This is a genomic window from Kribbella sp. CWNU-51, from assembly GCF_054073265.1.
In genome coordinates, this window is the sequence record NZ_JBSXMZ010000040.1 from 212,012 (window position 1) to 228,834 (window position 16,823).

At 67.2% G+C, this 16,823-nt stretch carries 13 protein-coding genes; 7 read left to right on the forward strand and 6 right to left on the reverse strand.

All coding sequences use genetic code 11. The features are described 5' to 3' along the window. Nucleotides 1-8: 8 nt before the first annotated feature. Nucleotides 9-878, forward strand: a complete 870-nt coding sequence (locus tag ACXC9Q_RS33440; protein ID WP_457060648.1) for a diacylglycerol/lipid kinase family protein — start codon at nucleotides 9-11, stop codon at nucleotides 876-878. On the opposite strand, the gene ACXC9Q_RS33445 is transcribed toward ACXC9Q_RS33440, so the two are convergent. After that, a complete protein-coding gene (locus ACXC9Q_RS33445) occupies nucleotides 852-1,412 on the reverse strand; it encodes a sigma factor (RefSeq protein ID WP_457060649.1) in 561 nt (186 codons plus the stop codon). The two genes, ACXC9Q_RS33440 and ACXC9Q_RS33445, sit on opposite strands and share 27 nt — an antisense overlap. Nucleotides 1,413-1,490: 78 nt before the next feature. Here ACXC9Q_RS33445 and ACXC9Q_RS33450 point away from each other — a divergent pair, with 78 nt between their 5' ends. Then, nucleotides 1,491-1,862 carry a DoxX family protein gene (locus ACXC9Q_RS33450; protein WP_457060650.1) on the forward strand — a complete coding sequence of 124 codons (372 nt, stop codon included), beginning with the start codon at nucleotides 1,491-1,493 and terminating at the stop codon, nucleotides 1,860-1,862. Between the two features lie 39 nt (nucleotides 1,863-1,901). On the opposite strand, the gene pulA is transcribed toward ACXC9Q_RS33450, so the two are convergent. The 5 genes from pulA to ACXC9Q_RS33475 all read right to left on the reverse strand — a co-directional run bounded on the left by pulA (nucleotide 1,902) and on the right by ACXC9Q_RS33475 (nucleotide 10,297). Further along, nucleotides 1,902-7,601 (reverse strand): pullulanase-type alpha-1,6-glucosidase, encoded by a 5,700-nt coding sequence (pulA, locus tag ACXC9Q_RS33455; protein ID WP_457060651.1) that lies wholly within the window; start codon nucleotides 7,599-7,601, stop codon nucleotides 1,902-1,904. A gap of 79 nt (nucleotides 7,602-7,680) precedes the next feature. After that, nucleotides 7,681-8,397, reverse strand: a complete 717-nt coding sequence (locus ACXC9Q_RS33460) for an SIR2 family NAD-dependent protein deacylase (RefSeq protein WP_457060652.1) — start codon at nucleotides 8,395-8,397, stop codon at nucleotides 7,681-7,683. After that, entirely contained in the window at nucleotides 8,394-8,960 is a 567-nt protein-coding gene (locus ACXC9Q_RS33465) for a GNAT family N-acetyltransferase (RefSeq protein ID WP_457060653.1), read from the reverse strand. The genes ACXC9Q_RS33460 and ACXC9Q_RS33465 overlap by 4 nt, the downstream gene beginning before the upstream one ends. Before the next feature lie 12 nt (nucleotides 8,961-8,972). Next, a complete protein-coding gene (locus tag ACXC9Q_RS33470; RefSeq protein WP_457060654.1) occupies nucleotides 8,973-9,185 on the reverse strand; it encodes a sulfurtransferase TusA family protein in 213 nt (70 codons plus the stop codon). Beyond that, nucleotides 9,182-10,297: a cysteine desulfurase family protein gene (locus tag ACXC9Q_RS33475; protein WP_457060655.1), complete on the reverse strand. Its 1,116-nt coding sequence runs from the start codon at nucleotides 10,295-10,297 to the stop codon at nucleotides 9,182-9,184. The genes ACXC9Q_RS33470 and ACXC9Q_RS33475 overlap by 4 nt, the downstream gene beginning before the upstream one ends. 94 nt (nucleotides 10,298-10,391) lie before the next feature. On the opposite strand from ACXC9Q_RS33475, the gene ctaC reads away from it, so the two are divergent. The 5 genes from ctaC to ACXC9Q_RS33500 all read left to right on the forward strand — a co-directional run bounded on the left by ctaC (nucleotide 10,392) and on the right by ACXC9Q_RS33500 (nucleotide 16,819). Continuing rightward, nucleotides 10,392-11,285: an aa3-type cytochrome oxidase subunit II gene (gene ctaC, locus ACXC9Q_RS33480; protein WP_457060656.1), complete on the forward strand. Its 894-nt coding sequence runs from the start codon at nucleotides 10,392-10,394 to the stop codon at nucleotides 11,283-11,285. 47 nt (nucleotides 11,286-11,332) lie between these two features. After that, nucleotides 11,333-13,063 carry an aa3-type cytochrome oxidase subunit I gene (gene ctaD / locus ACXC9Q_RS33485; RefSeq protein WP_457060696.1) on the forward strand — a complete coding sequence of 577 codons (1,731 nt, stop codon included), beginning with the start codon at nucleotides 11,333-11,335 and terminating at the stop codon, nucleotides 13,061-13,063. Beyond that, nucleotides 13,060-13,455: a cytochrome c oxidase subunit 4 gene (locus ACXC9Q_RS33490; protein ID WP_457060657.1), complete on the forward strand. Its 396-nt coding sequence runs from the start codon at nucleotides 13,060-13,062 to the stop codon at nucleotides 13,453-13,455. Before ctaD ends, ACXC9Q_RS33490 begins: the two co-directional genes overlap by 4 nt. Nucleotides 13,456-13,654: 199 nt before the next feature. Next, nucleotides 13,655-14,896: an Ig-like domain-containing protein gene (locus ACXC9Q_RS33495; RefSeq protein WP_457060658.1), complete on the forward strand. Its 1,242-nt coding sequence runs from the start codon at nucleotides 13,655-13,657 to the stop codon at nucleotides 14,894-14,896. Between the two features lie 717 nt (nucleotides 14,897-15,613). Continuing rightward, nucleotides 15,614-16,819, forward strand: coding sequence for an ABC transporter substrate-binding protein (locus tag ACXC9Q_RS33500; RefSeq protein ID WP_457060659.1), 1,206 nt, complete (start codon nucleotides 15,614-15,616; stop codon nucleotides 16,817-16,819). Nucleotides 16,820-16,823 lie beyond the last annotated feature (4 nt).

A 16,823-nucleotide genomic window follows, 5' to 3' on the forward strand; every position in this document is an offset into this window, starting at 1 on the left:
GAGCAGCTGTGATTGTCAACCCGATCAAAGTGCCCGACGACTTTCGCCGGACCGTCGAGACCGCCGTGACCGAGCGCGGCGTCGACATCGCGCTGTGGCTGGAGACGACCGAGGACGATGCGGGCGTGACGATGGCCCAGCGCGCGATCAAGGACGCCGTCGACCTGGTCGTGGTCGCCGGTGGGGACGGCACCGTGCGGGTGGTCTGCGCCGAGCTCGCCGGGACCGATATCCCGGTCGCCGTGCTGCCGGCCGGGACCGGGAACCTGCTGGCCCGCAACCTCGGGATCTCCCTGGACATGGATGACGCGCTGACCGAGGTGCTCGACGGCACCGAGCGGCGGATCGACAGTGTGCAGATCGAAGGCGACGAGCTGACCACCGACCGGTTCGTCGTGATGGCTGGCATGGGACTGGACGCGGCGATCATCGCGGACGCCCCGGACGAGCTGAAGAAGCGGGTCGGCTGGGCGGCGTACGTCGTGTCGACGATCAGGAACCTGAACAGTCCGTCCGTGCAGGTCGAGATCACCGTCGACGACCAGCCACCGGTACGCCGCCGGGCGCGGACCGTGGTGATCGGCAACGTCGGCACCCTACAGGCGAACATCCCGCTGCTGCCCGACGCGGTCCCGGACGACGGGCTCATCGATGCCGTGGTGCTGTCGCCCCGAACGGTCGGCCAATGGCCGCGGCTGGCCTTGAGCCTGGTGGTGAAGTCGATGCGCGAGCAGCATGTCCAGCGGTTCACCGGGCGGCGGATCCAGGTGACGGCCGCGAAGACCGTACGACGCGAGCTGGACGGCGACACCATCGCGGACGGCCGCTCGCTCAGCGCGTCGGTCGATCCGTCAGCCCTGGTCGTGCGGGTGCCCTGACGACCCCAGCTGGGTGAGTTTGTCGGGATTGACGACGCCGTGGATGGTCGTGATCCGGCCCTCGGTGACGACGAACGACCAGATGGCGATGGTGCGATCGGCCGGGTCGTGGACGCGGAGCGCCGGCTGGCCGCCGACGTGCACTCCTTCGACGGCCAGGTCGCCGAACTTGCCGAAGGCGCCGATCAGCATCCGGGCGACATTGCCGGCACCGTGCACCGGTCGCGGGAAGCCGCCCTTGCCGCCGCCGTCCCCGGAGTCCGACAACGCGGCCCGGTCGGCGAGGTCGACGTACTCGTCGACGGCCGGCTCGGGCAGCCACGGGCCGAGGTAGGTCTCGCGCTGCCGGCGCGCGGACCGCAACTGATCGATCGCCAACCGCGTCGTCACCGTGGTCAGGAACGCCTTCGGCGACTCCACCGCAGCTTCTCGATGCAGCCGGAGATAAGCCTCCTGTACGACGTCCTCCGCGTCACCGAAGCTCCCCAGCATCCGGTACGCGATCGACAGGAGCAGTGGCCTGAGTTCCTCCATCACACCTTTCACAGACGATCGAGGACGCCTCCCAGTGACAGTGTCACAGGATCGGATTGTCGATCGTCTGCAATCGGCATGAACACAGTCACCTGGGTCTTCTCCGGAATCCTGGCCGCGATCTTCGCGTACTCCGGTGCCGTCAAGGCCACCATGTCCCGCGCCCGCCTGCTCGCCACCGGTCAGACCGGCATCGCGCCCTTCCCGATGCCGCTGGTCCGCGTCGTCGCCATCTGCGAACTCCTGGCCGTCGTCGGCCTCTTCGCCCCTTGGCTGACCGACCAGGCCCGACTCCTTACACCCCTCGCAGCCGTGGGCTTGGCCATCGTCATGATCGGCGCCGCCACCTCCCACGCCTCACTCCGCGAACCCAAGCCGGTCGCCGCCAACACGACTCTGCTGGCTCTTGCCGCTTTCGTCGCCGCCAGCCGCTTCGCAGCCCTCACCTGACACAGCCTGGTCAGGTGAGGGCCGGTCCTCCTCGCCCAGCTAGTGCTGGACGAGTACGGCGACGGTTCGTGGTGGGACTGTGGCTGTGCCCGTTCCGGCGGTCCAGGTGGTCTGCTTGACGACTGTGTCGGAGCCGTTCGCCTGGACGGGGGACAGGGCCAGGTTGGCGCCGGCCAGGCCTGGGACCTGCTGTGTGACCGCCGCTCCCGTGGAGTTGAAGACGACGAGGACGCCCTTCAGGGCCGGGTCGACGTTCGGGCCTACGGTGTCGTCGATGCGCATCGTGATCACACCGGGCGTCGTGCCGCTGACCGGGAAGGTGAGCTTCTGGTTGATCAGCTCCGCGGAGCCGAGCCGGAACAGCGGGCTCGAGAAGCGCAGCTTCAGCAGGTCGGCGGCTGCGGCGGAGGCGGTCGCCACGTCGGCAGCGGTCGGCTTCAGCGCCGGGTTGGCGAGCAGCGGCTTCATGTAGGACCACTTGGCCTCGTTGTCGGCCTTGGGCGGCAGACCGTGGCCGAAGCCGTTGTCGGCGCCGGTCCAGTCGAGGGTGTTGAACCAGTCACCCGAGTCGTAGGAGTTGCGATCGAGCGACTTGCTCCGCAGCAGGTCGGCGCCCGCGTGCCAGAACGACGGCGTCTGGGCCAGCGCAGTCGTTGCCAGTGACACCGTGTTCATCCGGATCCGGTCCGGCATCGTCATGGCTGTCGGCAACTTGTAGGTCAGCGTGTCCCACAACGTCTCGTTGTCGTGGGCATCGACATAGCTGATCACCTCGTCCGGCTGGTCGGCGTACCCGGCCGGTGCGCCGTTGTAGTCGACCGCGTCACCGCGGACGACGTCGCCGGTCGAGGCGGAGCGGAAGGTGAACGAGCGCAGGTTGCCGGCCAGGCCGAGCTGGATCAGATCCGTGTCGTGGGCGAGTCGCTGAGCGCGTTCGGCGGGCGTGCCGTTGATCGGGTCGCCGTTCGGGTCGCTCGCCTCGCCAGAGCCGAAGCCCTGGATCCGCGGATTGTCGTCGAACGGACCGCCGCCGCGGACCCCGTCGCGGAGCCGGTCGGAGAACGTGCCGATCCCGGTGCCGCCGAGGTTGCCCTGCCGCGCTTGGACGAACAGCGCGTCGTTCGCGACCTCGCCGAAGTTCCAGCCCTCGCCGTACAAGTAGATGCTCTTGCCGTCCACCCCGTCCTTGGCCAGGGTCAGCTTGTCCAGCGCGGCGCGGATCTTCAGCATGTTCGCCTTGCTGTGGTGGCCCATCAGGTCGTAGCGGAAGCCGTCGACCCGGTAGTTGCGCGCCCAGCTGACGGTGCTGTCGACCATGATCTTCTCGGCCATCGCGTGCTCGGTGGCGATGTTGCTGCAGCAGGTCGACGTCTCCACCTTGCCCGTCGCGTTCAGCCGCTGGTGGTACCCGGGCACGACCTTGTCCAGCACGGACGTCGGCGCCTGGCCGGCCGCCGGGGTGTGGTTGTAGACCTGATCCAGTACGACGCGCAGCCCGGACTTGTGCAGTCCGCCGACCATCGTGCGGAACTCGGCGACGCGGGCCAGGCCATCACCGGCGGTCGCGTACGAACCCTCCGGCGCAAGCCAGTGGTACGGGTCGTAGCCCCAGTTGAAGCCGTCCTTCGCCGCGACCGCCGTCACGCAGGCCTGCTGCTGATCGGAGTCCGCCGGGAACGACGTCAGATCACAGGCCGGCGTCTGCTGCCCGGTCTCCGGGATCGACGCGATGTCGAACGTCGGCAACAGGTGCACGGTGTTGAGACCGGCCGCCGCGAGCGTCTGCAGGTGCTTCGTCCCGTTGCCCTGGTCCGCGAAGGCCAGGTAGGTCCCGCGGTGAGCGGCCGGCACGCTGCTGTCGTTGATCGAGAAGTCGCGGACGTGCAGCTCGTAGATGGTCGAGTCGACACCCCGCGCCAGCTTCGGCGCCGGCGTACCCGACCAGAGCGCCGGCTTCCCGGCCGGATCGTTCAGATCGACGGCGACCGAGTACGCCGAGTCCGTCGTGAGCGCGACCGAGTACGGATCGGTGACGACGTTCGTCTCGACCTTGCCCGTCGAAGGCGCGTAGACCTTCACCTCATAGCGGTACGACGCGTTCTTCCACGACCGTGGTCCGTCGACTGACCACGACCCATCGTTGTTGAGTCGCATCGGCACCCGGCTGGACCCGACCAGCAGGGTCACCGCTTGCGCGGTCGGCGCCCACAGCGTGAACGTCGGCGCACCGCCGTGCCAGTTCACGCCGTACGTGCGCCCCGCGGCACTGCCGTAGACATCGTCGAGCACACCCGGGATCTGGACGCCGGTCGCATCCAGCAACCGACCCACGTCGTCGTACTGTGCGAGCCCGAGTTGTCCGGTGAGGATCTTCCGAGCGTCAGCGTGGTCGAGTCTCAGCGCGGTATAGCCCTTCAACGCCGGGAACTTCGCCAGCACCGACGCAGGGATCCCGGCCGGGTCATAACGCAGTCCGGACGACGAGCCACCGATGTCGTTCGCGTCGACCTTCAGCGAGCCGTCGGCCGACCAGTGCAGTCGCCAGCGCGATTGCTCCGGGTGGGCGACCGGCGGTACGGCGAGCAGGTCGCGAGTCAGCCAGTAGGCCTTGGCCTGGCTGAGGTCCGGCTGCGCACCCGGCCGGGACGTGGTCACGGTCAGCACGTGGGTTGCGATGACGTAGGAGAAGGTGACGACCAGACCGTCGCCCGGAACGGTGAACGGGATGTTTGCGCCGTTCTTGACTCCGCCGGCGCCGTAGTTCTCGTCGAAGGACAGGTTGTGCGCGACCTTCGCCTCATAACTCCCCGCTCCCAACTCACTGGTCGACCACGTGTAGGTTCCGTCGCCGTTCTCGTCGGTCAGCCACGGCCGCATGCACGACGGGTCCCAGTCGCCCGGACAGCCGAGCTCCGACTGGAACGAGCCGGGCACGGTGATGATCGGTCCCTCGGCACTGGACGTGACGTAATGCCGCCCGTGTTCGTAGTAGAAGGTGACCGGACCGGTTGGAGCCGTGTAGGAGATGTTCGCGCCGTTCAGGACGCCGCCGGCACCGTAGTTCACGTCCCAGGTCTTGTTGATCGCGGCCTTGTACGCGTGCTCACCAGCCGGGAGGGTGTACGTCCCCTTCCACACCTTGTCCTTCGGGTCCAGCGTCAGCTGCGCCTGGCTGCAGGCCGGATCCCAGTCACCGGCGCAGCCCATCTCACTGTTGTGATCACCAGGCACGCTCACGTTGGCGGGCTGTACGACGGGACCGGTCCCACCACCGCCACCACCTGGCGTCGGAGCATCGCCGACCACGCCGTACGAACCGGAGACCGAGTAGTTACCCGACACATCCCGCAGCACGGCCCGGTACTCGAGCAGCGTCCCCTTGGGCAGCGCCGACACGTCCTGGAACACGCGGTACGGCGCGTTGTCGTCGGAGCCGAGTCGCTGCCAGGCCGTCGTACCCACAGGCCGGTAGCCGAAGGTCACGGTCACTGGAGTGTTCTCCGGCACGGCCGCACCGATCTCGGCACGCCCACCGACCGTCGCACCGAGCTCCGGCGAGCTCATGTAGACAGCCGGAGCCTTGGAGCGCGACCGGACCTTGTTGGCTGCCTGGTAGACGGTCACGGACAGCGGCGCCTGGCTGAGCAGCACTCTGCCCTCACGGTCGGTCTTGACCGCGTTGGAGCCGCCATAGACCGGCTTGAGCCAGGTGTTCGGGCCGTACGTCGGGATCGTCGCGGACGCGGACGTCTTCGAGTTGTTCGCGACCACCAGGTATTCGATGTTGTCGGTGCCGAGCCGGCTGAAGGCATACAGGCCGTTGGTGTTCGACGAGTAGCGGTGCACCTGCCGGCCGTCGGCCAGCGCCGGGTACTTGGCCCGCAGCTGCTCCAGGGCCGCGATGTGCTTGTACATCGGCGCGTTGACGTCGTACCGGTCCTTGCTGCCGATCGTCGTCGTACCGGATCCGTCGACGACCTCGTCGTCGGCGTAGTCCGCGGTCTTGGTCGCGAACATGTCCTGCCGCGCGTCCTTGTCACCGCCCGGACCGGTGAACCCCTGCTCGTCGCCGTAGTAGATGACCGGCTGCCCGCGGGTCAGGAACATCAGCGAGTGCGCCAGCTTGTCCCGCGCCAGCAGCTCCTGACCCGACGCGCCGCCCTGTTTGAGGAACATGCCGACGCGGCCCATGTCGTGGTTGCCGAGGAAGGTCGGCAGTTGGTACGCGTTCGAGTCGGCGTCGGTGTAGTAGTCGTCGCCCGCGTAGAAGTCCTGCAGCTTGGTGCCGGGGTCACCCTTCGCGTAGGCGACCGCGCTCTGCTGGAAGCCGAAGTCGAGCGTGGCCTGCAACGCGCCCTTCGTCGTGTACGTCGACATGAACTGCGGATTCGCGTCGAACACCTCGCCGAACATGAAGAAGTTCTTCGACCCCGCGCTCTTGGCCGCGGCCAGGATCGCCGGGGAGAACTTCTGCCAGAACTCGATGTTCACGTGCTTGACGGTGTCGATCCGGAACCCGTCGATGCCGAACTCGGCCCAGGTCTTGTAGACGTCGATCATCCCGTCGCGGACCTTCGGCTGCTCGGTGAACAGGTCGTCCAGCCCGACGAAGTCGCCGTACTCCGCGGACTCGCCGGCGAAGGTCGAGTCGCCGCGGTTGTGGTAGAGCGTCGGGTCGTTCAGCCAGGCCGGCACCTTGACGGTCTCGTCCGCCGGCGTCCGGAACACCGGCACGTTCGGGAACGAGGTGTTCTTGTCCAGCGGCGGGAACGTGTCGCCGCCCGCATAGGTCTTGTCGTCGAAGACGTTGCCGGCAGCATCCTTGTACGGCGACGTCGACTTCGGGATGTACCCGTACTGATGGGACTGGTAGTCGATCACGTCCGCGGTGTGGTTGGTGATGATGTCGAAGAAAACCTTCATCCCCTTGCGGTGCGCGAGGCTGATCAGCTGCTTCATGTCCGCGTTGGTGCCGAGGTGCGGATCGATCTGGGTGAAGTCGGTGATCCAGTAGCCGTGGTACCCGGCGCTCACATTCGCGCCCTCGCCCTGCACCGGCCGGTTCTTGAACGACGGGGTCAGCCAGATGGACGTCGTACCCAGGGACTTGATGTAGTCGAGCTTCTGGATCACGCCGGACAGGTCGCCGCCGTGGTAGAAGCCCTTGTCGGCCGGGTCGAGTCCGGTCTGCAACCGGTCGCCGGTCAGGCCGCCGGCGTCGTTCGCCTTGTCGCCGTTGGCGAACCGGTCCGCCATCAGGAAGTAGAACCGCTCCTTCGTGAGGTCCTTGCGCAGACTCGGCGACGCCAGCGTCTTGTCGGCCGCGGTCACGGCCGGCCCGGCGAGGTCGACCGGCTTCACCGTGACGACGTGACTGGTGTCGTCGTAGCTGAACAAGAGCTTCGCCGGACCCTGGATCGCGAGCGGGATGTTCGCCCCGTTCAGCACACCGCCGGCGCCGTAGTTCTCGTCCCAGGCATGGTTCACGGTGACCTTGTACTCGTACGAGCCGGCCGGCACGTCGAACACCTTCGTGTACGGCGCTGCCGCCCCCAGACTGGTCGCGGCGCACCCCGGATCCCAGTCCGCCGCACACCCCAGCTCATCCTGCAACGACCCGGTCAGCGTGATCACCCGCTCGGCCGTCACTTGCGCCGGCGCGGAAGTCGCCGTACCTAGTCCGAGAACGATCACCGCCGCCGCGGTGAAGCCTGCCGTCCAACGCCTGAACCCACGCATCACGGTTCCCTCCCAGCCGGTGACCCTGGGCGGACGCTAACCCGCGACTTCCATCGTGGGAAGGCCTGGGACGTCGCGGTCAGGTGACGAGGCCGGGAAGCGTGGACTCGATCGGCGTGCGGAGCACGGTCGTGGCCTCGTCGTCGTACGGGGTCGGCTGGGCGTTGAGGACGATCAGCGGCTTGCCGGCGGTCAGTGCGAGGTCGCAGAGACCGGCAGCCGGGTAGACCTGCAGGGAGGTGCCGACGGCGAGGAAGACGTCGGCGGACTCGGTGGCCGCGACGGCCCGGTCGAGAACCGCCTGGTCGAGGGACTGGCCGAAGGACACGGTCGCCGACTTCAGGATCCCGCCGCAGACCTCGCAGGCCGGGTCCTCGTCGCCGGCCTCGAGCCGGGGGAGTACGTCGGCCATCGGGATCCGGCGTCCGCAGCCGAGGCAGTCGACGAACCAGATCGTGCCGTGCAACTCGTGGACCAGATCAGGCGACGAGCCGGCCTTCTGGTGCAGGCCGTCGACGTTCTGGGTGATGAGTCCGGTCAGCCGCCCCTGGCGTTCCAGCTCCACGAGCGCCAGGTGACCCGGGTTCGGCTCGGCGGTCCAGGCCGGGGCGGCCAAGCGATGCTTCCATGCCTCCACGCGGACCTCGCGACTGGCGACGTACTCGTCGATGTCGAACATCGCCTGCGCCGCCGGGTCCTTCGTCCACAACCCCTGCGGCCCGCGGAAGTCGGGGATCCCCGACGCGGTCGAGATCCCGGCTCCGGTCAGTACGGCGAGGCGTTCGGCGTCGATCACGCCTTCGACCGTAGCGCCTCCCATTCGGGAGCCAGGATCGCCATCGTGATGTCGTCGACCCACTCACCGTCCCACTTGAGCGCGTGCCGCAGCCGCCCCTCCTCGACGAACCCGGCCTTCTCGTACACCCGCTGTGCCCGCGGGTTGAACGCGAACACCGTGAGCGAGATCCGGTGCAGGCCGAGCTGCTCGAACCCGTAGCCGACGATCAGCCGGGTCGCCTCGGAGCCGAATCCGTGATCCCGGCCGTCCGCGCCGATCAGGATCCGGAAGTTGCAGGACTCGTCCTCCGGACTCCACTTGTTGAGCACCGCCTCACCGACGGTCCGGCCGGTCGCCTTCGACACGATCGCCAGATCCAGGCGGTCGGTCTGATCCTTGCGGGTCCGCAGCCAGTCTCGGTACGTCTCCTCCTCGACGCCACCACCGTCGTGGTCGCTGGTGAACTTGCTCACCTCGGGATCGGCCATCGCCGCCATCAGCGCGTCGTAGTCGCTCTCGTCCAACGGGCGCAGGATGACGAGGTCACCGGTCAGTGTCGGCTTGTGTGCGAAGTCGGTCACCCGCGGAGTCTCTCAGCTGACGCGTCGAACGACATACGTGTTTCCTGCCGCCGACACGAGTTCCTGGGAGCGCATCCGGCACCAGGCCGGGATGTCGGTGGCCGCGGCCGGATCATCCGCGAGGACCGTGACGGTGTCGCTGACGGCAACGGTCGGTAGCGTCTTGGCCAGTTTGATCACCGGGAGTGGGCAGAGCAGGCCGCTGCAGTCGAGGTCGACGTTCACATCCCCACCTCCGCCCGGATCCGCCGGACCACACCAGGCACCACCGCACAGAACCGGTCGATCTCCGCATAGGTCGAGCCGCGCGTCAGGGAAATGCGGACGTTGCCATGAGTCAGGACGCCCATGGCCGCGAGGACATGCGACGGCTTGAGCGTGCTCGACGTACAGGCCGAGCCACTGGAGACCGCGAACCCTTCCGCGTCCAATGCGGTCACGAGTGCCTCGCCGTCCACGTAGAGACAGGAGAACGTCAGGATGTGCGGCACGCGGTCGTCGGGATCGCCCACCACCTCCACATCCGGGATGTCCGCGGCCACTCGGCGTCGTACTTCGTCGATCCAGGCCCGGTGCTGCTTGTTCAGCTCCTCGGCCTCGCTGAGCCGGGCCTGCAACGCGGCAGCGGCTGCCAGCGCACTCGGCACGTCCGGGAACCCGGGGGAGAGGCCGTCCTCCCGCTCGTCCATCGGCCACGCCGGCGCGATCCGTGTGCCCTTCTTGACCGCCAGCAGGCCGACGCCCGCCGGTCCACCCCATTTGTGCGCGCTCGCCGTCAACGCCGACCACCCCGCGGGTACGGTGTCGTGCCCGATGGAGGCGGCCGCGTCGACGAACAGCGGTACGTCGCCACACGCCTCGGCCGCGGCGTCGATCGGCTGCCGCGTGCCGACCTCATGGTTGGCCGACTGCAACGCCGCCACCGCCACCCCGGTCTGCCGCACCGCCGCCGCGAACGCATCCAGGTCAACCCGGCCCGCCGAGTCCACACCCACCTCGACCCCGTCGGCACCCGCGGTGTGCAGTACGGCGGAATGCTCGACAGCACTGTGGACAACGGTGGACCCGGCCCGCTTCCGGGCGGCCGTGATCGCGGTCAGTCCGGCGCGGATGGCCGCCGTACCCGAGGTGGTCAGATACAGCTCGTCCGGCCGCACTCCGACCGCGTCCGCGAGCACCGCGCGGGCGTTGTCCAGCAGCAGCCGCGCGGTCCGTCCCTCGTGGTGCAACCGGACCGGATCCGCCCATCCGGAATCGACTGCCGACAGCAACATTTCCCGCGCGGCCGGATGCAACGACTCGGCCGACGCGGCATCCAGATAGGCACGCTCACTCACACGGGAAACGCTAAGCCCTACCTGTCCGCAAGATCGCCAAAGGTGTCCAGTAGTGTTTGGTCGTCAGTCTCACTTGGGAAGGGAAAGGCGCCCCGTGGGTTCGAACGGCACGCCCGGAGTGGAGGAGCGCACGGCAGTACCTGCCGGCGCCACACGTCCGGCGAAGCGACGCCTGCTGGTTGGTACGGGAGTGGTGCTCGGCACCCTGCTGCTGACCGGTTGTTCGCAGGCGACCAAGGAGCAGTGGAAACGGGGCGGTCTCCCCGTGGGTGCATCGGACCGGACCGGGGCCATCGAGAGCCTCTGGGTCGGTGCCTGGATCGCCGCCCTGATCGTGGGCGTGCTGGTCTGGGGCCTGATCCTGTGGGTCGTGGTGCGGTACCACAAGCGCAACGACGACGCCCCTCGGCAGGTGCGGTACAACCTGCCGCTGGAGGTGCTCTACACGCTGGCGCCGTTCGCCATCATCGGGGTGTTGTTCTTCTACACCATCGAGCACGGCAACGAAGTCACCAAGATGTCGGCCAGCACGGACCACACCATCAACGTGGTCGGCCAGCAGTGGCAGTGGACCTTCAACTACAAGGACACCGTCGACGGGCAGCAGGGCGTCTGGGAGACCGGCACGCTGTCCAAGCCCGCCCAGCTGTGGCTGCCGGTGGACGAGTCGGTCGAGTTCGTGCTGACCTCGCCGGACGTGATCCACTCCTTCTGGGTGCCGTCGTTCTACTTCAAGCTCGACGTCATCCCGGGCCGGACGAACAAGTTCCAGCTGACCCCGACCAAGACCGGCATCTTCGCCGGCAAGTGCGCCGAGCTCTGCGGGCTCTACCACAGCCGGATGGTGTTCTCGGTGAACGTGGTCTCCCGCGACGAGTACGACGCGCATCTGCGCGAGCTGGCCGCCAAGGGCCAGACCGGCGCCGCCACCGGTGGCTCGGACGCGACCACGATTCCCGGGCACGGCGAGCAGGAGGGCGAGAAGTGACCGACATCGCCGAGCGCACCGGCGCTATCGGTACCAGCACCACCGTGATGCCGCGGCGGCGCAGCAAGGGCCAGATCGCGGTCAAGTGGCTGACCACCACCGACCACAAGCTGATCGGCCACATGTACCTGATCACGTCGTTCGCGTTCTTCCTGATCGGCGGCGTGATGGCGCTGGTGATCCGGGCCGAGCTGGCCAAGCCGGGTCTGCAGATCGTGAATGAAGAGGTCTACAACCAGCTCTTCACCATGCACGGCACGATCATGCTGCTGCTGTTCGCGACCCCGCTGTTCGTCGGCTTCGCGAACGAGATCATGCCGATCCAGATCGGTGCCCCCGACGTGGCGTTCCCGCGGCTGAACATGTTCAGCTTCTGGCTGTTCCTGTTCGGCGGCCTGATCACGCTCAGCGGGTTCTTCACCCCGGGCGGCGCGGCCGACTTCGGCTGGTTCGCCTACGCCCCGCTGTCCAACGCGGTCCGCTCGCCGGGTATCGGCGGTGACCTGTGGATCATGGGTCTGTGGATGGCCGGTCTGGGCACGATCCTCGGTGCGGTCAACTTCGTCACCACGATCATCACCATGCGCGCACCGGGTATGACGATGTTCCGGATGCCGATCTTCACCTGGAACATCCTGGTCACGTCGATCCTCGTCCTGATCGCCTTCCCGATCCTGGCCGGCGCGCTGCTGATGCTGGAGGCGGATCGAGCCTTGGGGGCTCACGTCTTCGATGCCGCGAACGGTGGGCCACTGCTGTGGCAGCATCTGTTCTGGTTCTTCGGGCATCCCGAGGTGTACATCATCGCGCTGCCGTTCTTCGGCATCATCACCGAGATCCTGCCGGTGTTCAGCCGCAAGCCGGTCTTCGGCTACATCGGTCTGGTCAGCGCGACGCTGGGTATCGCGGTCCTGTCGGTGGCGGTGTGGGCGCACCACATGTTCGTCACCGGAGCGGTGAACCTACCGTTCTTCTCGTTCATGACGTTCTTGATCGCGGTCCCGACCGGGGTCAAGTTCTTCAACTGGATCGGCACGATGTGGGGCGGATCGGTGTCGTTCGACACGCCGATGCTCTGGGCGATCGGCTTCTTGACGACATTTCTTTTCGGCGGTCTGACCGGCATCATCCTGGCCTCGCCGGCGCTGGACTACCAGCTGTCCGACTCGTACTTCGTGGTCGCGCACTTCCACTACGTCGTGTTCGGCACCGTCGTGTTCGCGATGTTCGCCGGGTTCTACTTCTGGTGGCCGAAGTTCACCGGCCGGATGCTCGACGAACGCCTCGGCAAGCTGCACTTCTGGCTGCTGTTCATCGGCTTCCACACCACGTTCCTGGTGCAGCACTGGCTCGGTGTCGAGGGCATGCCGCGGCGCTACGCGTCGTACGGCGCGAACGAGGGCTTCACGACGCTGAACGAGGTGTCCAGCGTCGGCGCCTTCATCCTCGGCCTGTCGATGCTGCCGTTCTTCTACAACGTCTACAAGTCGCGCAAGTCGCCGAAGGTCGGCGTCGATGACCCGTGGGGCTGGGGCCGGTCGCTGGAGTGGGCGACCAGTTCGCCGCCGCCGCGGCACAACTTCGAGAAGCTGCCGCGGATCCGGTCCGAGAGCCCGGCGTTCGACTTGCACCACGCCGACCTCGCCCTGGCCGAATACCCGGACAACCGGGCCGGCCAGGACAACCTGCTGGACGCGGGTGAGGACGAGGGCCGGGTCGAGCACCTGGAGCAGGTCGTCGCCGCGGATACCGAGGCTGAGGGGAAGGACAAGGCGTGAAGGTCGAAGCCTGGGTCTTCGGGATCCTGAGCGTGTTCGTGCTGGTCGTCACGCCGATCTACTGGCTGATGTCGAACGACCCGACCGGGACCACCGCGCTGGTGATGACGTTCTTCCTGGCTCTGCTGGTGACGTTCTACCTGAGCATCACCGCCCGCCGGATGGACGCCCGCCCGGAGGACCGCAAGGAAGCCGAGATCGTCGAGGGAGCCGGTGAGCTCGGCTTCTTCCCGCCCTACTCGTGGTGGCCGCTGTGGACCGCGCTGACGCTGGCGGTGGCCGTGCTCGGCATCGTCTTCGGCTGGTGGCTGTTCATCGCCGGCTGCGGCATCGGCATCGTGACATTGAGCGGCTTCATCTTCGAGTATTACCGCGGTGACCACGCTCACTAGTTGAGCGTCGTACGAAAAACGTCGTCCGGGAACGAACCGGGCGGCGTTTTCGTGCGTCTTTAGAGACGCCACCGGTAACAGGCCGTTGTGGTCCGTACCACTCCGGTGGCGGTGCGTTGCACGGAACTGTCCGTTTGGCGGGTTACCCTTGCGGCGGTTTGACCAAACAGGGGAGAGCTGGGGAATGGTGAGCGGTTCGGTGAGGAAGCACGGCCTTGCCGTGGCGGGGATCTGTGTCCTGCTGCTGGCCGGTACGGCGTGCAGCGACACGGAGGCGGGCGGCAACAGCCCGTCAACGCCTGGTGCGTCCACGACGCAGGGCAATGGCACCCCCGGCGCGTCGACGACCCCGGGCGCGTCGACCACCCCGTCGGAGGATCCGGCCGCGGCGAATCTCACGATCGTGCCCGCCCAGGGCGCGTCGTCGGTGCAGCCGGACAAGCCGGTGACCGTGTCCACGTCCCAGGGCAAGCTGTCCGAGGTCACGCTGAAGGACGACGACGGCGACAAGGTCGACGGCAGTTTCAACACGGACAAGACCCAGTGGACCTCGTCGGACCACCTCAAGCCGGGCGCGTCGTACACCCTGAGCGGCTCCGCCGAGGGCACCGACGGCGGGACCGTGCCGATCAGCTCGAACTTCAGGACGCTGAAGGCCACGAAGAGCCTGAAGGCCTCGGTCGTCCCGCTGAACGGTGAGACCGTCGGCGTCGCGCTGCCGATCCAGATCTACTGGAACAACCCGGTCAAGGACCGTGCGGCGGTGGAGAAGCGGCTGAAGGTGACCACCTCGGTGCCGGTCACCGGCACCTGGCACTGGGTGAACAGCAAGCAGGTCAACTACCGGCCGATGAACTATTGGCCGGCCGGCACCAAGGTGAGCGTCAACATCGACACCCAGGGCGTCAACGCCGGCAACAACACCTGGGGCACGAGCAGCCGCAAGATCGCGTTCTCGATCGGCAAGTCGGTCGTCAGCACCGTGAACGTCAAGAAGCACTCGATGACTGTGACGATCAACGGCAAGCTGGCCCGCACCATCCCGATCACCGCCGGCAAGGACGGGTTCACCACCCGCAGCGGCGTGAAGGTGATCATGGAGAAGTTCACCACCAAGCGGATGGACGCCGCGACGATCGGCATCAAGCCGGGCGACCCGAACTACTACAACATCAGCGACGTGAAGTGGGCCCAGCGGGTGACCAGCTCCGGTGAGTTCATCCACGGTGCGCCGTGGTCGGCCGGCAGCCAGGGCAGCGCCAACGTCAGCCACGGCTGTGTCGGCATGAGCCTCGCGGACGCCCAGTGGTTCTTCAACCAGACGCTGCGCGGCGACCCCGTCACCGTCACCGGCACCGCCCGCCACATGGAGCCCGGCAACGGCTGGACCGACTGGAACACCACCTGGGCCGCCTACAAGGCCGGCTCCGCCCTCTCCTGACGCCAGAGCATCGGCTGCCCGCAGGCTAGTCACACCTCCACAGCGGAGATGCGACAAGCCTGCGGGCAGCTGTCGTGTTGGCCGGCGCCTTCCCGTCAGTGACCCATTCGGTGTTGTTATCGCGGGGGTTTTAGCGGCGCACGGCGAGTATTGGCAGATGGGCACGTGCGCGGTCCCGGCGAATGAGGCTCGAATATTAGTGACTACGGTCACATACAACGTGTGGCCGCGCCGACTGCCGACCTTGCCAGGCGGTGGAACTCTCCTTGCCTGGAACGGTCGAACGCGCCTGTGCGCCGGCTACCTCCGTGGCGCCGGCCGGCCGGGCGCAGTTTGCCGGAGTTGCGCACGACGTTTACGGAATTGTGCAGCTACACATTCCCTTTGGCGACCCGAAGAATGCCTCCGAAATGGCAGACGCCGCATTGTTCGGGATCGGGCGAGCAATCTCCGTAAAGAACTCGACGGGCTCGACAAAGCTCGGCGGCCGGGTCCGCGACCCTGGACGACGGTTCGACCCGCGGAGGACCCAGCGAGCACCTCCCACGGCACCTGGCCGCGGATCCCCCCGGCGGCACCCCGGCACGAGTCAGGTCAGGAGCCCGAACCGGCCTGGTCCACCGATCCGAGCAGTTGAGATATCTGATGCTAGACATTGAGATTTCAGTGCCTTAGATTGCAAATGCCAAGCTCGCCCTCGAGATCAAGGAATTTGCGATGCGCCGAATCGTCGTTCTCCTGACTGTGTGGATCCTTGGGTTGACCGTGGCCGCCGGCTGCGGCGGCCCTGCTGACTCAGGGCGATCGTCCGCGAAGGCGAAGTTGCCGGACGGGTCGATCGTCATCGGAATGGCGGTCGCGCGCTCGGGGTTCGCTGCGGCGTACGACCTCGGGCCGTCTCGCGGCGCCGAGCTGGCCGTGGCGGACATCAACGCCCACGGCGGCGTCCTGGGCCACCACCTCGAGCTCAAGTACGGCGATACGAAGTCCGACCGGGCGCTCGGCACCACCGTGGGGCTCGACCTGCTGTCGCACGGGGCGCAGGTCATGCTCGTCACGTGCGACTTCGACCTGGGCAGTCCCGCTGCCATCGCGTCGACCAGCAAGAACGTTGTGGCGGTGTCGCCCTGTGCGGGCTCCTCGCAGTTCGACGTGCCCACGCTGGGACCGCTTGCGTACTCGATGGGCACCAAGAGCGCGGCCGGTGCGGAGAACGTCGCCCAGTTCGCGTACGACAAGGGTTACCGGAAGGCGTTTCTCTGGCTCGATCCGAGCATCACGCACACGAAGGAGACCTGCGCCGCGTTCGAGTCGAGGTTCAGTGCCCAGCCGCAGGCCAAGGTGGTCGGGACCGAAACGATCCAGCAGAATGACGCGTCGTTCGCCGGCCAGATCGCGCGGCTGCGGGAGTCCGGCGCCGACGTGCTCGAGCTGTGCAGCTACAACCCGGGAGCGGCCACGGCTCTGCGTCAGCTCCGAGCTGCGGGCGTCGACATCCCGGTGACGTCGAACATCGCCATGGACGGCAACTATTGGCTGCAGAGCGTTCCGAACCTGAAGAACTTCTACTACGACGCCTTCGGGTCGCTGTACGGCGGTGATCCGCGCGCGGATGTGAACGACTTCTTCGCGCGCTACAAGGCGAAGTTCGGCGAGCCGGCTGTCACCGCCTACGCGCTCACCGGCTATGCGACGATCCAGGTGATCGCCAAGGCGATCGAGACGGCTCAGACCACCGACGGCGCCGCGCTGGCGAAGGCGATCGACGGTCTGGCGTCGTACGAGACGATCGCCGGTCCCGCAGGGTACAGCGCGACGCAGCACATCGTGACCGACCGTCCCGCGGTGATCATGGGCGTCGACGGAGGCCGGGTCAGCCCGGTCGCCATGTACGCCGGCGGACGCAAGATCGCGAAAGGCTGAGCCC

Coding starts and splice junctions, on each gene's coding strand:
- ACXC9Q_RS33450 (WP_457060650.1), top strand. CDS start 1,491: ATGAACACAGTCACCTGGGTCTTCTCCGGAATCCTGGCCGCGATCTTC.
- ACXC9Q_RS33500 (WP_457060659.1), top strand. CDS start 15,614: ATGCGCCGAATCGTCGTTCTCCTGACTGTGTGGATCCTTGGGTTGACC.
- ctaD (WP_457060696.1), top strand. CDS start 11,333: ATGCCGCGGCGGCGCAGCAAGGGCCAGATCGCGGTCAAGTGGCTGACC.
- ACXC9Q_RS33445 (WP_457060649.1), bottom strand. CDS start 1,412: ATGGAGGAACTCAGGCCACTGCTCCTGTCGATCGCGTACCGGATGCTG.
- pulA (WP_457060651.1), bottom strand. CDS start 7,601: ATGCGTGGGTTCAGGCGTTGGACGGCAGGCTTCACCGCGGCGGCGGTG.